The 15,141-nt window shown below is 46.4% G+C and carries 15 protein-coding genes; all 15 read left to right on the top strand.

Features of this window, described 5'->3' with window-relative positions; translation table 11 throughout:
* The first annotated feature begins 37 nt into the window (after positions 1-37).
* Positions 38-967: a ribonuclease Z gene (gene rnz / locus B4V02_RS11345; protein WP_007430658.1), complete on the top strand. Its 930-nt coding sequence runs from the start codon at positions 38-40 to the stop codon at positions 965-967.
* 511 nt (positions 968-1,478) lie between these two features.
* Positions 1,479-2,285 (top strand): TIGR01457 family HAD-type hydrolase, encoded by an 807-nt coding sequence (locus B4V02_RS11350; protein WP_094154836.1) that lies wholly within the window; start codon positions 1,479-1,481, stop codon positions 2,283-2,285.
* 68 nt (positions 2,286-2,353) lie between these two features.
* Positions 2,354-3,172, top strand: coding sequence for an Fpg/Nei family DNA glycosylase (locus B4V02_RS11355; protein WP_007430656.1), 819 nt, complete (start codon positions 2,354-2,356; stop codon positions 3,170-3,172).
* A complete protein-coding gene (locus tag B4V02_RS11360; RefSeq protein WP_208618729.1) occupies positions 3,162-4,010 on the top strand; it encodes a deoxyribonuclease IV in 849 nt (282 codons plus the stop codon). The genes B4V02_RS11355 and B4V02_RS11360 overlap by 11 nt, the downstream gene beginning before the upstream one ends.
* Positions 4,011-4,082: 72 nt before the next feature.
* Complete coding sequence (locus B4V02_RS11365) at positions 4,083-4,229, top strand: hypothetical protein (RefSeq protein WP_370629373.1); 147 nt, start codon at positions 4,083-4,085, stop codon at positions 4,227-4,229.
* Positions 4,226-4,540: a thioredoxin family protein gene (locus B4V02_RS11370; protein WP_094154837.1), complete on the top strand. Its 315-nt coding sequence runs from the start codon at positions 4,226-4,228 to the stop codon at positions 4,538-4,540. The genes B4V02_RS11365 and B4V02_RS11370 overlap by 4 nt, the downstream gene beginning before the upstream one ends.
* Positions 4,537-5,310, top strand: coding sequence for an ABC transporter ATP-binding protein (locus B4V02_RS11375; RefSeq protein ID WP_094154838.1), 774 nt, complete (start codon positions 4,537-4,539; stop codon positions 5,308-5,310). Before B4V02_RS11370 ends, B4V02_RS11375 begins: the two co-directional genes overlap by 4 nt.
* A gap of 22 nt (positions 5,311-5,332) precedes the next feature.
* On the top strand, positions 5,333-6,391 hold the full coding sequence (locus B4V02_RS11380) for a 23S rRNA (cytidine(2498)-2'-O)-methyltransferase RlmM (RefSeq protein ID WP_094154839.1): 1,059 nt from the start codon (positions 5,333-5,335) through the stop codon (positions 6,389-6,391).
* A 181-nt stretch (positions 6,392-6,572) separates the two neighbouring features.
* On the top strand, positions 6,573-8,075 hold the full coding sequence (locus B4V02_RS11385; RefSeq protein WP_094154840.1) for a serine/threonine protein kinase: 1,503 nt from the start codon (positions 6,573-6,575) through the stop codon (positions 8,073-8,075).
* Between the two features lie 38 nt (positions 8,076-8,113).
* Complete coding sequence (locus B4V02_RS11390) at positions 8,114-9,100, top strand: SAF domain-containing protein (RefSeq protein ID WP_094154841.1); 987 nt, start codon at positions 8,114-8,116, stop codon at positions 9,098-9,100.
* A gap of 22 nt (positions 9,101-9,122) precedes the next feature.
* Complete coding sequence (locus B4V02_RS11395; RefSeq protein ID WP_094154842.1) at positions 9,123-9,836, top strand: hypothetical protein; 714 nt, start codon at positions 9,123-9,125, stop codon at positions 9,834-9,836.
* Positions 9,833-10,690, top strand: a complete 858-nt coding sequence (locus B4V02_RS11400; RefSeq protein ID WP_094154843.1) for a hypothetical protein — start codon at positions 9,833-9,835, stop codon at positions 10,688-10,690. The genes B4V02_RS11395 and B4V02_RS11400 overlap by 4 nt, the downstream gene beginning before the upstream one ends.
* Complete coding sequence (locus B4V02_RS11405; protein WP_094154844.1) at positions 10,690-12,525, top strand: ATPase, T2SS/T4P/T4SS family; 1,836 nt, start codon at positions 10,690-10,692, stop codon at positions 12,523-12,525. The genes B4V02_RS11400 and B4V02_RS11405 overlap by 1 nt, the downstream gene beginning before the upstream one ends.
* A complete protein-coding gene (locus tag B4V02_RS11410) occupies positions 12,515-14,599 on the top strand; it encodes a hypothetical protein (protein ID WP_094154845.1) in 2,085 nt (694 codons plus the stop codon). Before B4V02_RS11405 ends, B4V02_RS11410 begins: the two co-directional genes overlap by 11 nt.
* Positions 14,600-14,650: 51 nt before the next feature.
* Positions 14,651-15,130, top strand: coding sequence for an ABC transporter permease (locus B4V02_RS11415; RefSeq protein WP_094154846.1), 480 nt, complete (start codon positions 14,651-14,653; stop codon positions 15,128-15,130).
* Positions 15,131-15,141: the final 11 nt, after the last annotated feature.

Here is a 15,141-nt window from a genome sequence, read left to right on the forward strand (position 1 = left end):
GAGGTTTTTTGCTGGTCAGTAGGAAGAAGGTTAACTTATGGAATTTTATTTTCTCGGTACGAATGCAGGGGTGCCTACGATTCAGCGGAATGTAACGTCCATTGCTCTTCGATTGCTGGAAGAACGAAGAAGCATGTGGTTGTTCGATTGCGGTGAAGGCACTCAACATGAGATACTGCGTTCGCCGCTTAAACTGAGCAGGCTTGAAAAGATATTTATCACCCATTTGCATGGAGATCATCTTTTTGGTCTGCCGGGCCTGCTGTCGAGCAGGGCGTACCAGGGAGGTACGGCTCCACTAACAGTATATGGGCCGCCAGGGCTTAAGCAGTACATTGAACTTTCTTTAGGAATCAGCCAATCCCGGATCAATTACCAGCTGCACATTGTGGAACATACGGGCGGGGTGTTGTTTGATGATGGCCAATTTCGGGTGGAGTCAGCTCTGCTGGATCATCGGATCGATAGCTTTGGCTATCGAATTGTAGAGATGGATAAGCCCGGCAAGCTTAACCAGGAGCTGCTGGAGCGATACGGAATCAAGCCCGGTCCGATTTACGGTAAATTAAAGCGTGGAGAAAGCGTGGAGGTGGAGGGTGGCGTCATACTTCATCCTCAGGATGTCTTGGGCTCACCGAAAAAGGGGCGCATCATCACCATTCTTGGTGATACACGACCTTGTCCCAATACTGTAGTGCTGGCTCAAGATGCAACAGTTGTCGTTCATGAAGCGACTTTTCTGCATGAGCTGGCGGATACAGCATACGAATATCATCACAGTACAGCGCTTCAGGCAGCGGAAGCTGCAAAAGCCGCAAATGCGGGGCAGTTAATACTGACGCATTTTAGTTCCCGATATAAAGATCAGGAACAGCTTGAGCCATTGCTGGAAGAAGCAAAAAGCATATTTCCCAATTCATTGCTTGCAGAGCAGCATGTGCTGTTACCAGTACCCGATATCGGCTAATTAACGCTTGAAGTGTAGATATGCATGTGGGGGTGCCGGAGCTTGCTCCGGTGCTTTTGTTTTTCACCCGTAATTATTTTCCGGGAAAGCGCAGGATGCGACAAGAGATGAGAGCAGCCACTTGTTGGGGTGGAGTGAATTTGTGATACCACATATGGAGGCGTGTTATATTTGATTTTCTATATATCGAATTTGAAGGACTTTATTTCTTTGAGCAAGTGAGGAAATACAGGGAAATTCCTTTGAAGACACGGTCTCTTCGATGGATTTCGACGCTGATGTAAGCTTATTTCATGTGAAAGCAACGGCTTTTAGCGAGGAATGGCACTATTTTGGACGGTTTATCGGCAATTCATAGACTTCATTAGCATGTTTGACTTAAGATAGATAAGATGAAATAGAGATGTCAACTTATTTTATGACCTAAATGATTAAGGTGGTTAAATAAGTGGGGGGACATCCTTCATAGGATGAATTATCATTTTGCGACGTTATCATGAATTGATTTGAAGTGGGGGAGGGGATTACGATAAAATCGTTACTGATTGATCTGGATGGTACACTTTATCATGGAAACCGGATGATCAAGGGTGCGGACCTGTTCATATCCCAATTACGTACAGATCGGATACCATATGCGTATGTCACAAACAATGCTTCACGCACACCCGAATTGGTGGCAGAGCATTTGGTTGGTATGGGAATTGAAGCAGTCAGCCATGAAGTATATACTTCGGCGTTGGCTGCTGCACAATATGTTGCACAGCAGAGCCCGGGAGCACGTGTATATTGTATTGGCGAAACCGGATTACGCCAGGCGCTCACAGAGGCCGGGTTGCAGCTTGTTCAGGAGCAGCCGGATTATGTGGTGCAGGGGATAGATCGTCAATTTACATATGAAACACTGGCCGCTGCCATGCGCTGGATTCGGGAGGGAGCGACTTTTATTTTGACCAATCCGGATCTACAATTGCCCTCACATGATGGGTTAACGCCAGGTGCAGGAACGATTGGCGCTGCGATTGAAGCAGCTTCACAGGTAAAGCCAGTGGTTATCGGCAAGCCTTCGAGCGTGTTGATGAACTATGCGCTGGATCGCTTGAATATTAGAGCGGATGAAGCTCTGGTTGTGGGCGATAATATGCTTACTGATATTGCAGCAGGTGCAGCGGCAGGTTGTAAAACAGCTCTGATTCTGTCGGGTGTGACGACCCAGGCGAATATGGAAGAACATATGCGCGCCGTTGGCGTAAAGCCTGACCTGATATTTGAAAATCTGGATGAACTGCAGGACTGGATCAAGGAAGAGTTGAAATGATAACCAACGTACATTTAATAAATGATGAGAATTAAAAGCTATGTAGCTACGAAAGGAAAGATGTTGATATGCCGGAACTTCCTGAAATGGAAAACTACAGAACGCTATTGTCAAAACAAATTTTGGACATTCCGATTACTGGAGTGACGGTTAACCGTGAAAAATCCATTAATACTGACGTGGACACGTTTGAAAAGCATTTGCTGGGAGCGACTGTTGTATATTTAGAGCGTCGAGGCAAGCATTTGATTTTTCATTTAAACACGGGTGGGCGGCTTGTGCTGCACCTGATGCTGGGAGGACTGCTATATCTGGGAACGGAGGAGCAGCGCCCGAACCGTACGGTTCAGATTGAATTGGATTTTAGCGGTGTGAAGCTTTATTTTATTGGGCTGCGCTTAGGCTACCTGCACTTGCTGACAGCTAAAGAAACAGAGGAGGCATTATCAGACCTCGGACCCGATCCGTTGGACCATCGAATGACGTTGGAAAAGTTCACAGCGCGTCTAAAGGGACGGCGAGGGATTTTGAAAACAACGCTGGTGAATCAACAGATTTTTTCGGGGATTGGCAACTGTTATTCGGATGAAATTGCTTATATCGCCGGATTTACACCGGGTTCCAAAGTACAAAACATCGTACAGTCACCGGAAAAAGTGGAAAAGCTGTATCATGCTACTCAATCCGTGCTGCGTGAAGCTACTGCGGAAGGCGGTTATATAGAAATGCCGCTGATGGAGGGAGACACATTAACGGGTGGCTTCGATCATCAGTGTCGGGTATATGACCGTGAGGGTGAAGAATCCCCAAGTGGCGGGAAAATTGTTAGGGTTGAGCTGGCGGGGAAAAAAGCATTTTATTGCCCGGTACAGCAGCATGATGCCTAAATTGCTCATCGGCGCCCATGTGAGTACGCGTGGCGGCTTTTCCAAAGCTGCTATGCGTGCACAAGAGCAAGGGGGATATTCTTTTCAATATTTTCCGAAAAATCCTCGCAGTCTCAGGTTAAAGGAATGGAGTGCTACGGATGCTGCTGCTTGTAAAGCTTATTGTTCAAAGCACCAGCTTCAATCTATTGCCCATTCGCCTTATCCTGTGAATCCGGCTCTTGGTCGTGCGCGTGGTCAGGAGCTTTATGAGCTGACGGTTGCCTCATTGCGGAACGATCTGGACATTGCAGAAGCTTGCGGCTCGAGGGGGATTGTCGTTCACTTCGGGCATATGCATTCGTCTGACCCACTGGAGGGCTACCGAAATATCATTGGCTGTCTTGATGATGTGCTGGAAGGCTGGCAGGGAAATGCCAAAATACTGATTGAAAATCAGGCAGGGGATCACGGACCGATGGGAACCACGCTGGAGGAAATGGTGCAAATCCGCCAGTTGTGCCAAAATTCCGACAGTATCGGCTTTAGTCTGGACACCTGTCATGCCTATGCAGCAGGTTTGTGGAACGGTGAAAAGGACGAGGCTTTGATTGAAAAAGGGGAGCGTCTCGGCTATTGGTCAGCCCTGTGCGGAGTTCATTTGAACGATTCCAAATATCCGTATGGATCTAAAAAAGATAGACATGCCCGCGTCGGGCAAGGTTGTATCGGTTTAGAGGGAATGCGTTGGATGACAGAGCAGAGGCCTGTAAGAGGTATCCCTGTCGTCCTTGAAAGTGAAACGGGAGATGATGGGACACATCGGGAAGATATTCAATTGGTTCAAAGCTGGCAGTAAATCAGTCTAACGGATCATGGATATCTTTGAGGCTTTTGAAGCTTCTTTTTAGGGGAAAAGGAGGAGAAGTTGATGATTTACCTGCATTCCTCCAGTCCGGAGGGACGGCGTGCCATGTATGAGCTGCTCTATGCCAACAAGCCAGAAGGAGTCACCGTGCATAATGGTCCGATACCCGAAGAACGTATGCGTGAGATCAGAAAAGAGTCGGAACGATGAGAGAGATAGGACAAAAAGAGGCACGTCGTGCCATATGGGAGGGATGCAAGCTGGCTTTGTTTGTGTACACTCCCATGTGCGGAACCTGCGCGGCTGCCCGCCGAATGCTGGAGGTGGCGGAGCATTTGCTTTCCGAAGGAGCAGTGTTGCAAAGCAACATAAACTATATTCCCGAACTGGTGCAGGATTATCGAATTTCCAGTGTACCCGCGCTTCTTATATACAACGGCGAAAATGAAATTCCTGAAATCATCTACAAAATGGAATCTGTGGAACACTTGCTGAACAGGATAAGGAGCGTGATGGAATGATATCCATAAAGAACATCACATTGCAGCGGGAAGAAAATAAGATTTTGGACGATGTAAGTCTCGATATACGGGAAGGCGAGCATTGGGCGATTCTGGGGCGCAACGGTTCTGGTAAAACAACATTGCTGGAAATGATGACAGGATACATGTTTCCCAGTCGTGGCACGGTCGAGGTGCTTGGACAAACCTATGGCCAATGTGACGTGCGGGAAGTTCGCAAGCAGATTGGTTATATTAGCCAGACATTGCTGGAAAAGCTAGCGTTAAAAGATCCGGTATGGGAAGTAGTCGCGACCGGTGCATATGCTTTTTTGCGTTTTTATCAAGAGATTCCGACAGAGGCAAAGGAAAAAGCCGTATCCTTGTTGGAGGGGATGAATTTAGGCGCTCTGATGAATCACCCACTGGGGACATTATCTCAAGGAGAGCGTAAAAAGGTCATGCTGGCTCGTTCACTGATGGCGGAGCCTCGTTTGTTGATTATGGACGAGCCTTGTGCCGGACTGGATTTATTTGAACGGGAAAAAATGCTGGTTGAGATTGATCGGCTCCGTCAACGGGATTTGTCAGTGGTTTACGTAACGCATCACATTGAGGAGATTGTCCCTCTCTTTACGCATGTGGCGTTGATCCGTGACGGCAAGGTTGCAGCAGCGGGACCCAAAAAAGGAGTTTTAACGAAAGAATTGATTATGCACACGTATGAAGTTCCAGTTGAGCTGGATTGGGATGGAGAACGTCCCTGGATTCGGGTGTGCAATGGAGGGTAATGTTACTTTGGAGGAACAATACATGCGTACAGATGAACAGGGTGTGGCCGCCTTGTCATCGTCAAGATTTATTTGTACGGCTAATCATGGCTTTGCACCCTACGCTCAAGAGGAGCTTAGAAGATTATTTGGCTCAGTGAAAAGTACAGTACTATTGCCTGGAGAAATTTTTCTGGCTACATTACCTGCGGGAGCCAGTGAGGCTGTAGGGACGATTACAGGTCAGCCGCCGATGTTTTTGCGACACTTGTTTCCTGTACATTTTCAGGAGGAAGGAACAAACTTGGCCCAGGTGCTGGAGCATCTGGTTGCATTTATCCGTAATCGCCGGGAGTTGATGGATCAACGTGTTTCTTTGCAAGTGCGCAAAGGAGCTAACAGCAGCTGGACTGAAAGCGCAGGCGCGCTCAAGCAGGCTTTAAGTGAACAATTAAGTGATCTACCTATGGAGCAAACGGTACAAGGAGCCGACGTTATTGTATCCGTTTTTGCGGATACGGATACGTGGTATGCAGGCGTATCACACCCTCAGGACAATCTTTCAGATTGGAGCGGAGGCGCGGTTCGTTTTCAGAAGGAGGAGGGACAAATTTCTCGTGCCAAATTCAAGCTTTTGGAAGCGGAAGCGACGTTTGGCATTGATTTTGGTGCCTTTCATCAAGGACTGGATATCGGGGCAGCACCGGGTGGGTGGACTTCCTTCTTACTGGAGCGAGGGCTTAAGGTAACAGCGGTTGATCCGGCCAAGATGGAGCCGTCGCTGATGAAGTATGCCAATCTGACTTTTTTACGCAAAAATGCGAGTGAAGTCAAATTTAAAGAGAATACGTTTGATCTGCTGGTTTGTGATATGAGCTGGAGTCCGAAGCAGATGGCAAGGCTCGTAACTGATTTACTGTATAGTTTGCGGAGCGGGGGTACTGCTATCGTAACGGTCAAGCTAATGCATAAAAAGCCTTTGGCGCTCATTCATGATGTGATGGCTTCATTCGAGCAGTCTGGCATGCAGATTCAGCGGGCTAAGCAGCTATTCCATAACCGTGATGAGATTACCCTGTATATGATTAAGTATGGAAAATAATACTTTACAATGAGTACAGGTCTGCTATATAATAGACCCAAATTGTTCCTTAAAAAAATAATAATCACGTTTTAATAAAGGGAAAGCATCCCGCAGATCATTTTCATGGTGACATGGAGATTTTGTTTTGCGGCGGCTTTCCCTTTTTTGCGTTGTTTGCTTATAGAAGGGAGGTGGAAGGATGATGCAGAAGCCATCACGATTGGAATACGGTTCTATAGTCGGTGAACGTTACCGAATTGTTCGCACGTTGGGTACAGGAGGAATGAGCCGTGTATTCATGGCAGAGGATTTGAAGCTGCCAGGCAAGCAATGGGCGGTGAAGGAGTCGGTTGCCGAGCCGCAAATGATGAAGCTTATACGGACGGAAGCGGAAATGCTGATTTCATTAAGCCATCCACGCCTACCGAGAATTGTTGATTTCTTCGAGCATCCGCCATCTGGTGCGGTATATCTGGTTATGGATTACATTGAAGGCATGACGCTGGAAGCCTATATGAAGGGCTACCAAGGTCATATTCCACAGAGGGAAATCATTCCATTTGCTTTGCAGGTGCTGGATGTGTTGGATTATTTGCATACCCGTCAGACACCAGTCATTTACCGTGATCTGAAACCGACGAATATTATGCTGACCCCGGAAATGGAATTTAAGCTGATTGATTTTGGGATCGCGCGGAGCTATAAGCCAGAACTGAATCAGGATACGGTAAAGCTGGGAACCGTGGGCTTTGCAGCCCCGGAGCAATATGGAGCAGGCCAGACGGATGCTCGCTCAGACTTATACAGTTTGGGAGCGTTGCTGTTATATCTCTGTACGGGTGGAAAATATAGCGAGTGGACTTCAGGAGTAGAAAGATATATTCGCGGGGAATTACCCCGCCATTTGATTCCAGTGATTCGAAAGCTGCTGCGGCAGCATCCTGAGGAACGCTTTCAATCTGCTGGAGAGGTCATTGAAGAACTGCGACGAAGTGCAGAGTTTCAGCCTGCTCAACATGGAGCATCAGTTAGTGAACCTTCAAATACTTTATTGGAATACGCAGGTACAAGGGTAGTAGCTGTGCTCGGTGTGTCTTCCGGCTCCGGTGCTACACATACGGCAATTGCGGTGAGCCACTACCTGGCCCGAAGAAGTTGCTCCGTAGCTTTGGTTGAGCTGCATAGCACAGCCAAAGCGTTTGCCCGACTTCAAGCAGTGGTAGAGGGTGCGCCTGCTGGACGAACGAGTTCGAGTCGGCGTTTTGAGGTGGACGGAGTACATTATTGGCAGCAGACATCTCGTGCGGACGTTATCTCTTTACTAGGCGGTTCCTATAGATTTATCGTTCTGGATTTGGGGAGTGGACAGGATAATGAGCGGCTGGAGGAATTTTTGAGAGCCGATTACCCGCTTGTCGTTGGTTCAGGAGCGGAATGGAGAGCTCAAGAGATAATCGGGCTGGCCCGATCGCTTCAGCGCCATCCGCAGCATAAATGGAATTACTGCTTGCCGTTGGCGCCCTTGGAGGCAGTTCGCAGGCTGCGTAAGGAACTGGATCATGAGAAAGTATTTGCTCTACCATTCCATTCTGACCCATTCGAGCGAGATGGTGAGATGGATCAGGTGCTGGACGAGCTGTTTCGCGGTGCCATTCCGGATACCCGGAAAAAACGCTTCGGATTTCTAAAACGCCAGCGCTAAATCAAAGATATATATCAAAAAGGCAGGGGAGAAGCTGTGTGTCCAAGCTAAGAAAGAGCAGTAAGCAAAAGCTATACGCCGGTTGTATTGGCGCGGGTATAGTTAGCATTATTTTTGTAGGCTACCTTATCGTTAATACCCATCAAATGAATGAGGTCAGGAAACAGGCCGAAGTAGACGCAGAACTAAAATGGAAAGTGTATGAACAAGAGCAACGCACTGCGAAAAAAGGCTGGGCTGTTATTCGTGACATATCACCGGGTGAACAGATTACAGTTAATGATTTGAAGGGAGTTACGGTCCCTGGTTCTCAGGCTCCGGCAAATTTGGTGACAGATAAAAATGAAGCTTCCGGCACTACAGCCAAGATTGAATTGAAAAAAGGGTCTGTGCTTACGTCTGCAATGGTAACTGTTGATGAGCCCGCACCTAAAGATTTACGCAACCGTGAGCTAAAGGTGGTAGTACTGCCCAGCAGCCTGAAGCAGGGAGATGAAGTGGATATCCGCATTCAATTTCCAACGGGCCAGGATTATATTCTATTGTCCAAAAAGAAAATTTCCAGGCTGGAAGGCCCCGTCGTCTGGGTCACTATGAATGAGCAGGAAATATTATCGTTTTCAAGCGCAATTGTTGATGCCTATCTGCATAAAGCATCCATCTATGCGCTGACATATGTCGATCCTGAGTTTCAGCCGAAGGCGATCCCAACTTATCCGCCTAATGCCCAAGTGTTAGCACTCATGAATAGTGATCCGAATGTGCTACGCGTGGCGGAACAAAAGCTGTCCAAGCAGTTGCGGAATTCTCTTGAAAATGCGATTAATTCATCAAACAATGTCATTTCGACACCAATAGAAAGAAGTCTGAGTGAGGAAATTGCAGCTCAGCATACGGATACAACTGTAGGAGATGCATCTGACGGGAGTAAGGGTATAGGGAATGGATATGGAATCGGGCAGGATCATAAAGAACAGGCGGAAATTTTGACGCAGGGTGGAAGCTCTGATCCGTATGCCAAATAAATAAAAGAAAAGGAACGGAAGCATGAAAACTTGGATATTTGCCGGACTTTGTGACAAAAGCGATACCTTGTTATACATCAGCAGCATATTAGCTGCTTCCGGCCAACAGGTGCTGCTTGTGGATGCTACGCTGCGGAAACAGTATCGATATAGCATCGGGATGCTCGATAAACCACTTCCCATTATACAGTTTAATGGTTTTGATGTGGCGACTGGTTTTACAGCATGGGAAGATCTTAACATTGGTATGATGGCTGATCTAAAGGCAGAGAAGGCTTATGACATTGTAATTTTGGACGTGGAGTCAGCGGATTTTTGCCCCATATCTGCTTGGAAAAGGGCGGAACAGCGAATTTGGGTCAGTGATTATAGCCGAATGCAGATGCACAACGGACGGATGTGGCTAGAGCGTCTGTTCGGCCAGCCTGGATTTCCCAAAGATCTTGCATTTGACAAATTATTTTTACAAGCCGTGGATTGTGGTGTAGAGGAGCCGTACTTGTGGGAATACATGAACGGTTTTCCTGCCTTCTGGCAGCAAGAGCCGTATGTATTGCCATGGGATGAGGGACATCTTGCCCTGAAGCTGGAAAATGAGCATAAACAGCAGCTTCAACTAAAACCGCTATCCAGAATGTATAAGAAAGAATTGTGTCGTTGTATTGGAGAATGGATGGGCTGGGAATTTAAAGAGAGCCGACGTGCGCTAAAGCGTGCGGAAAGGAGGAGAGCATGAGCACTGTTTTATTTTGGAGCCCAATTAAGGGAGCGAGTGGAAGTAGCTCATTGGCGGCGGCAATAGCAGTTACCATAGGCAATCTATATAGAGGAAGATTACTATTGACCCATCTGGGACGTAGACATACGGGAATTGAATCAGGATTCCCTATACAGGAGCATCGTATGGATGATCCAAATTTGCGGCTTCAGGAAGGGGGTTGGGATGCTGTCGCACGGTTAGTACTGCGTGGAACATTGTCTAGAGAAAATATTTGTAATTATACGACACCTGTACTGGAACAGACTCTGGATGTGCTTGAGGGAACCTCCAGCTTTGGAGCTGTTCCACCACTGTTATCCCCTGGACTTGTACGGACAGTCATGGACACGGCGGGGCAATATTATGATTTGACGCTGGTTGATGCAGGAAGTGGAGCAGGGTGGGGATCTGTACAACATGAAGCATGTGCGGGAGCCAAGCTGGCTGTTCTGTCGCTGACTCAGAATATGCGAGAGCTGGATGCTTTTTTTGAATCTGTATCTCCGCTATCCACTTACTCGGCATTGCCGTTATTAATGGTGCTCGGGAAATATGATGTGCATTCTCAAGCAAGTGTAGCGAATATCCGCAGGAGATATGGCTACAAGGGAGCTTTACATACGGTTCCTTACAGTACTGAATTTATGGACGCGTGGAACCGCAGGGATGTGATAGGCCATGTACAGCGTGGTGTGCGAAGTGGGAAAGAGCCGCATCGCAGGCTTTTTACACCTATCGGATGGGAGCAGAGCATACGGCAGATCAGTAAAGCTATTCTGGAGGCGGCAGAATCCGATCTTCGGCTCAAGGCTTTGGAAAGGGGCGCTTGATGCTGTCCGCTCAATTGATCAATGGATTGATACTTGCTTGCATTATACTGCTGGGCATCGTATTGATTATCGTTAAATATCGAGGAAATATTCACTCGCGTCATTCAACCTCGCGGGTCGGCAAAGAGAATGAAGAGGCTACATTGGAAATTCTGATGGAGTATATCAAAAATGCACTTCATGAACTAAGTCATAGCCAAATGGCGGATGTCGGGTTGCATGAAGAGGAATACAGAAGGCGTATCCATCAAAGAGCGGAGCTGCGCAGAGCGTTAAAGGACTGCGCCAATGGCAGTAGTGGCGATAAACGTTTTGTTAAAAATCTGATGGCTGAACTGCTGATTAACGGCTATGGCTTGAACGAAAAAATCGTAGATTCCGTTATGCCATTTTCCAGACCTGAGTCATTAAGTATACAGGATCAATTCGAAATTTTCTTTTACCAATACCAGCAAAAGTACGGCGCTGATGCCTTGTCGCGTTTACTGGATACTTATGACTTGGCCGAAATGAGATATTCACAGCCACATGAAGAGGATGGAAGCTATCTCGTCACGGGAGAGGATATCCGTTATATCTATGACTGTGAACACCGCCCCCTTTCCTTTTTAGAGAAGGTGGATATTATTGTGCAGCGGATTTATCAGCATTATAAAGGCTTTTCCGTCATTGATGATATACGTGATCAGCGGATTGACGGTGTAAGCGGGGGCGTTAGTGGCATGCCAAAATGTGGGGCTCCTGCATCGGCGGACTGGCCTTTGGATCGGTATACATTAGAACAAGCATTTGAACCTACTGCAAATGGTTATGAGAGCGTGTGGATTTTTTATAAAGGAAAAACGATTCATCTTTCGTTTCTTTCCTTTGGTTCAGAGCGTGAGCTTAAACGGGTGTGCCAAAATATTTATAAATATAATTACCCGGGACAGCTTTCCGAAGCCAATGGTTATAAGGTAAACGAAATGAAGGATGGGTCACGGGTTGTGGTAGTCAGACCTCCGTTCTCTGAATCGTGGGCTTTCTTTGTCCGTAAATTTGATATCCAAAGCGCATCGCTGGAGCAGTTAGTTAAGGGTGAAAATGCTGATTTTCCGATCCAGCTTCTTTCTTACTTAATGAAAGGCAGCCGGATTACTGCAATTACAGGCGCACAGGGTTCAGGTAAGACGACGCTATTGATGGCGATGGTTAAGCATATCTATGCTTCGTATACGCTTCGTGTACAGGAAATGGCCTTTGAGTTGCATTTGCGTAGCATCTACAGTCGCCGTAACATTCTTACCTTTCGGGAAACTGACCATATTTCAGGGCAACAAGGGCTTGATTTACAGAAAAAGACGGATGGAACCGTCAATATCCTTGGCGAAGTAGCGAGTGATGAAGTGGCTGCTTGGATGATCCAGATGTCGCAGGTTGCAAGTCTGTTCACCATTTTTACTCATCATGCCAAAACATTTCGTGATCTTGTATTCTCACTTCGTAATTCATTGCTCAAAACTGGAGTATTTCAACATGAAGGCATTGCTGAGGAGCAGGTAGTTCATGTCATTAACTTTGATGTGCATCTTAAGCGTGATGCGGAAGGGCGCCGTTATATTGAACGAATTACAGAATGTGTGCCGCATGACCCGGATCACATAGATACTGGCTCCAATGCTTCGGCGAATTATAGCTATCGGCATGTAATGGAATACCGGAATGGGTGTTATATGCCAATGGAACCGCTAACCGCCAAAAGCGCAAAGGAAATGTGTGAGCAGATGAATGCCAAGGACGCCAGTGATTTCCGCCGTTTTTTGACCCGTTATTGGGAGGAAAAATATGAGTCTTAAAGAGATGTTATTGTGGATTTTACTCATTTCAGGTGGGGGCTTTGTACTTCTATATACAGCTTTGTGGTGGCTGAACAAACGCAATAATCGTGCAGTCCGCATTGGACGAATTCATTCTGTGCGGGAAGGGCGGAAGGGAAAAGCGGTACTGCAACGGGAGATACAAGCCTTATTGCACAAGCTATACACGCTGGGCATGGGAATGCCTATCCTATCCGAGTACATCAAGAGCGTACGCAAGCGTCTATCCGGTTTGCATGCCTACGATGAGTACAAGCTACGCCTACAGACTATGAAGATGACACTGTTCATCTGGGGGGCATTTATTTGCAGCGGCATCGTGCTGTTAATGATGAAACCCGGATTAGAGTTTGCTGTATTGGCCCTTTTATGCGGTGTGGTAATCAACAGCCTCCTTTTGGATGTGGCCATTAGCCGGATGGAAAAAAGACTGCTTGCACAGATGATCGAACTGTTCGCCAATGTGCGCCATCATTATCACCAGCATGGCATGGTAGAGGAAGCTATTTCAGAAGCGGCCGATTTGGCCGGGGCCGAGGCTGGAAGACACGCACGACTCATTCATGAAGCACTAACAGATGTCGATCCGCATGAAGCATTGGAAAGATACTATGAATCTGCTCCTAACCGATTTTTAAAAGCCTTTGCTGGTATCTCATATATGGTGATGGAGTTTGGTGACCGGAATGAGGAGGGCGGCTCCATCTATTTGAAGGGACTTGGCAGTCTTGCGCGCGAAATCCAGTTGGAGGTACTGCGGAGAAATAAACTGGACTATCTGCTCAAGAGTTTGAACGTGATTGCACTGGCCCCCGTTTTTTTTACGATACCGATTGAAAAATGGGCGAGATCCAGTTTTCCGTCCATGGATGATTTTTATCAGGGGAAATTGGGATATATTACAAAATTAACCGTTTATATTCTAATTATCTTATCTTACTTTCTGTTACAAAAGCTGCAACAGACCAACGAAACAGGTTATCGTGCGGGTCGGGGCCGTTATGTCTGGGAGCAAAGGCTATACCGTTACCCCATCATTCATAATGTAGTAGATGCATTAATTCCGCGGCCGCAGGCATCTTCTTATTTCCAGATAACCCGCCTGCTAAAGGAGAGCGGCGCGGAGATTAAACTGGAATGGCTGTACATACGGAGGATTGCTCTTTTCATTACAGGATTGGTGCTGAGCATCAGTACGGTATTTATTTTACATGAAGCTGAGAAAACACATATTCTTTATGCTCCTGTTCAATTGGGTCAAATGTTTGGACGTTTAAATCCCACAGAGGAAAAAGAAGCTTTGAAGCAGAGTGAGGTTGACCGCAAAATCATGTACCTACTTAACATGAGAGCGGAAAGCACATATGAGCAGACGTATGCAGCTCTGGAGCATAATGCAGGTGGCACAGTAAATGCAGATCAGCTATCTAAAAATACGCGCCGTATCCTTCAAAAGCTGGAAGCGTGGAATGAGGAATACATCAAGTGGTGGGAAGTGCTGATCGGTTTGGTTGTGGGATATGCAGCCTACCAAATGCCTATGCTTTTGTTATATTTGCAACGAAAAATGCGTCGGTTGGATATGAGGCATGAGGTATATCAGTTTCAAACGGTCATTTCTATTTTGCGGGTCATGGAACGAATGTCTGTCGAGGAAATATTGGAGTGGTTGAATCGTTTTTCGGTTATTTTCAAGAGGCCATTGCAAAAATGCTTGCTTCATTATGAACACGGACCCGAGACAGCTCTAGATTTGTTGAAAGAAGAAGCTCCTTTGCCGGAATTTCAACGTCTGGTGGACAAGCTCCATTTGTCTTTGGGCAAAATTACGATTCGCGAGGCCTTTGACGATTTGGATTCTCATATGTCCTACTATTTTGAACAAAGAAAACAGGAGTATGAAAAAATGATAGACAGCAAGGCCATCTGGGGTAGGATGATTGGTTTTGCTCCAATGTACAGTCTTATCTTTTTATATTCGGTGATTCCATTGATCGGCATGAGCTTTGTTCAAATGGATAGCTATTATGAGCAGATACAAAAAATTCAGTAAGTAAGCTCTATGATTACCCATACGATATAACAAACTAAGGAGAGAAAAATAATGAATAACGCATCAACTGCCTTAAAGGTAGCCGCCGGTATATTTTTGACTATCGCCCTCATTACAATTGTAGTCATTCTGTTTATTTCAGCTCAGGAGGCGACCAAAACGGCACAAAATAATTTTGCTGATATTCAGACGGAATTGTCTCAAGCCTCTTTTACAGTATATGACGGTACAACGATTAGCGGATCTCAGGTAACCAATGCGCTACGCAAGTTTCAGGGCAAGGACCAATTCGGTATTCAGATTAAAACCGGCAAAAATATGGCAGGGCAGTGGTACGGTAATGCTTTGAACATTAGCCTGGACAGTGAACAGTATGGTGCAGTGAACGGTGGAAGTGATAAGACGGGAAAAATAGCGAATACGCTGAATGAGAAAGAAAACGAATACGTCAATCCAAGCGGTAAATTCAAGGCCGAAATCGTCAAAGACAAATCGAATGTTGTACGCGGCTTGCTATTTACCCAATCCTAAACGCTACAGTG

Origin of the sequence: Paenibacillus kribbensis (assembly GCF_002240415.1) — a bacterium.
Lineage (GTDB): Bacteria > Bacillota > Bacilli > Paenibacillales > Paenibacillaceae > Paenibacillus > Paenibacillus kribbensis.

What these genes read in the sequence shown, in the direction of transcription:
- B4V02_RS11375 (WP_094154838.1), top strand. Translation starts at nt 4,537, where the DNA reads ATGATATCCATAAAGAACATCACATTGCAGCGGGAAGAAAATAAGATT.
- B4V02_RS11400 (WP_094154843.1), top strand. Translation starts at nt 9,833, where the DNA reads ATGAGCACTGTTTTATTTTGGAGCCCAATTAAGGGAGCGAGTGGAAGT.
- B4V02_RS11395 (WP_094154842.1), top strand. Translation starts at nt 9,123, where the DNA reads ATGAAAACTTGGATATTTGCCGGACTTTGTGACAAAAGCGATACCTTG.
- B4V02_RS11410 (WP_094154845.1), top strand. Translation starts at nt 12,515, where the DNA reads ATGAGTCTTAAAGAGATGTTATTGTGGATTTTACTCATTTCAGGTGGG.
- rnz (WP_007430658.1), top strand. Translation starts at nt 38, where the DNA reads ATGGAATTTTATTTTCTCGGTACGAATGCAGGGGTGCCTACGATTCAG.
- B4V02_RS11415 (WP_094154846.1), top strand. Translation starts at nt 14,651, where the DNA reads ATGAATAACGCATCAACTGCCTTAAAGGTAGCCGCCGGTATATTTTTG.
- B4V02_RS11380 (WP_094154839.1), top strand. Translation starts at nt 5,333, where the DNA reads ATGCGTACAGATGAACAGGGTGTGGCCGCCTTGTCATCGTCAAGATTT.
- B4V02_RS11365 (WP_370629373.1), top strand. Translation starts at nt 4,083, where the DNA reads ATGATTTACCTGCATTCCTCCAGTCCGGAGGGACGGCGTGCCATGTAT.
- B4V02_RS11360 (WP_208618729.1), top strand. Translation starts at nt 3,162, where the DNA reads ATGATGCCTAAATTGCTCATCGGCGCCCATGTGAGTACGCGTGGCGGC.
- B4V02_RS11355 (WP_007430656.1), top strand. Translation starts at nt 2,354, where the DNA reads ATGCCGGAACTTCCTGAAATGGAAAACTACAGAACGCTATTGTCAAAA.
- B4V02_RS11405 (WP_094154844.1), top strand. Translation starts at nt 10,690, where the DNA reads ATGCTGTCCGCTCAATTGATCAATGGATTGATACTTGCTTGCATTATA.
- B4V02_RS11370 (WP_094154837.1), top strand. Translation starts at nt 4,226, where the DNA reads ATGAGAGAGATAGGACAAAAAGAGGCACGTCGTGCCATATGGGAGGGA.
- B4V02_RS11385 (WP_094154840.1), top strand. Translation starts at nt 6,573, where the DNA reads ATGATGCAGAAGCCATCACGATTGGAATACGGTTCTATAGTCGGTGAA.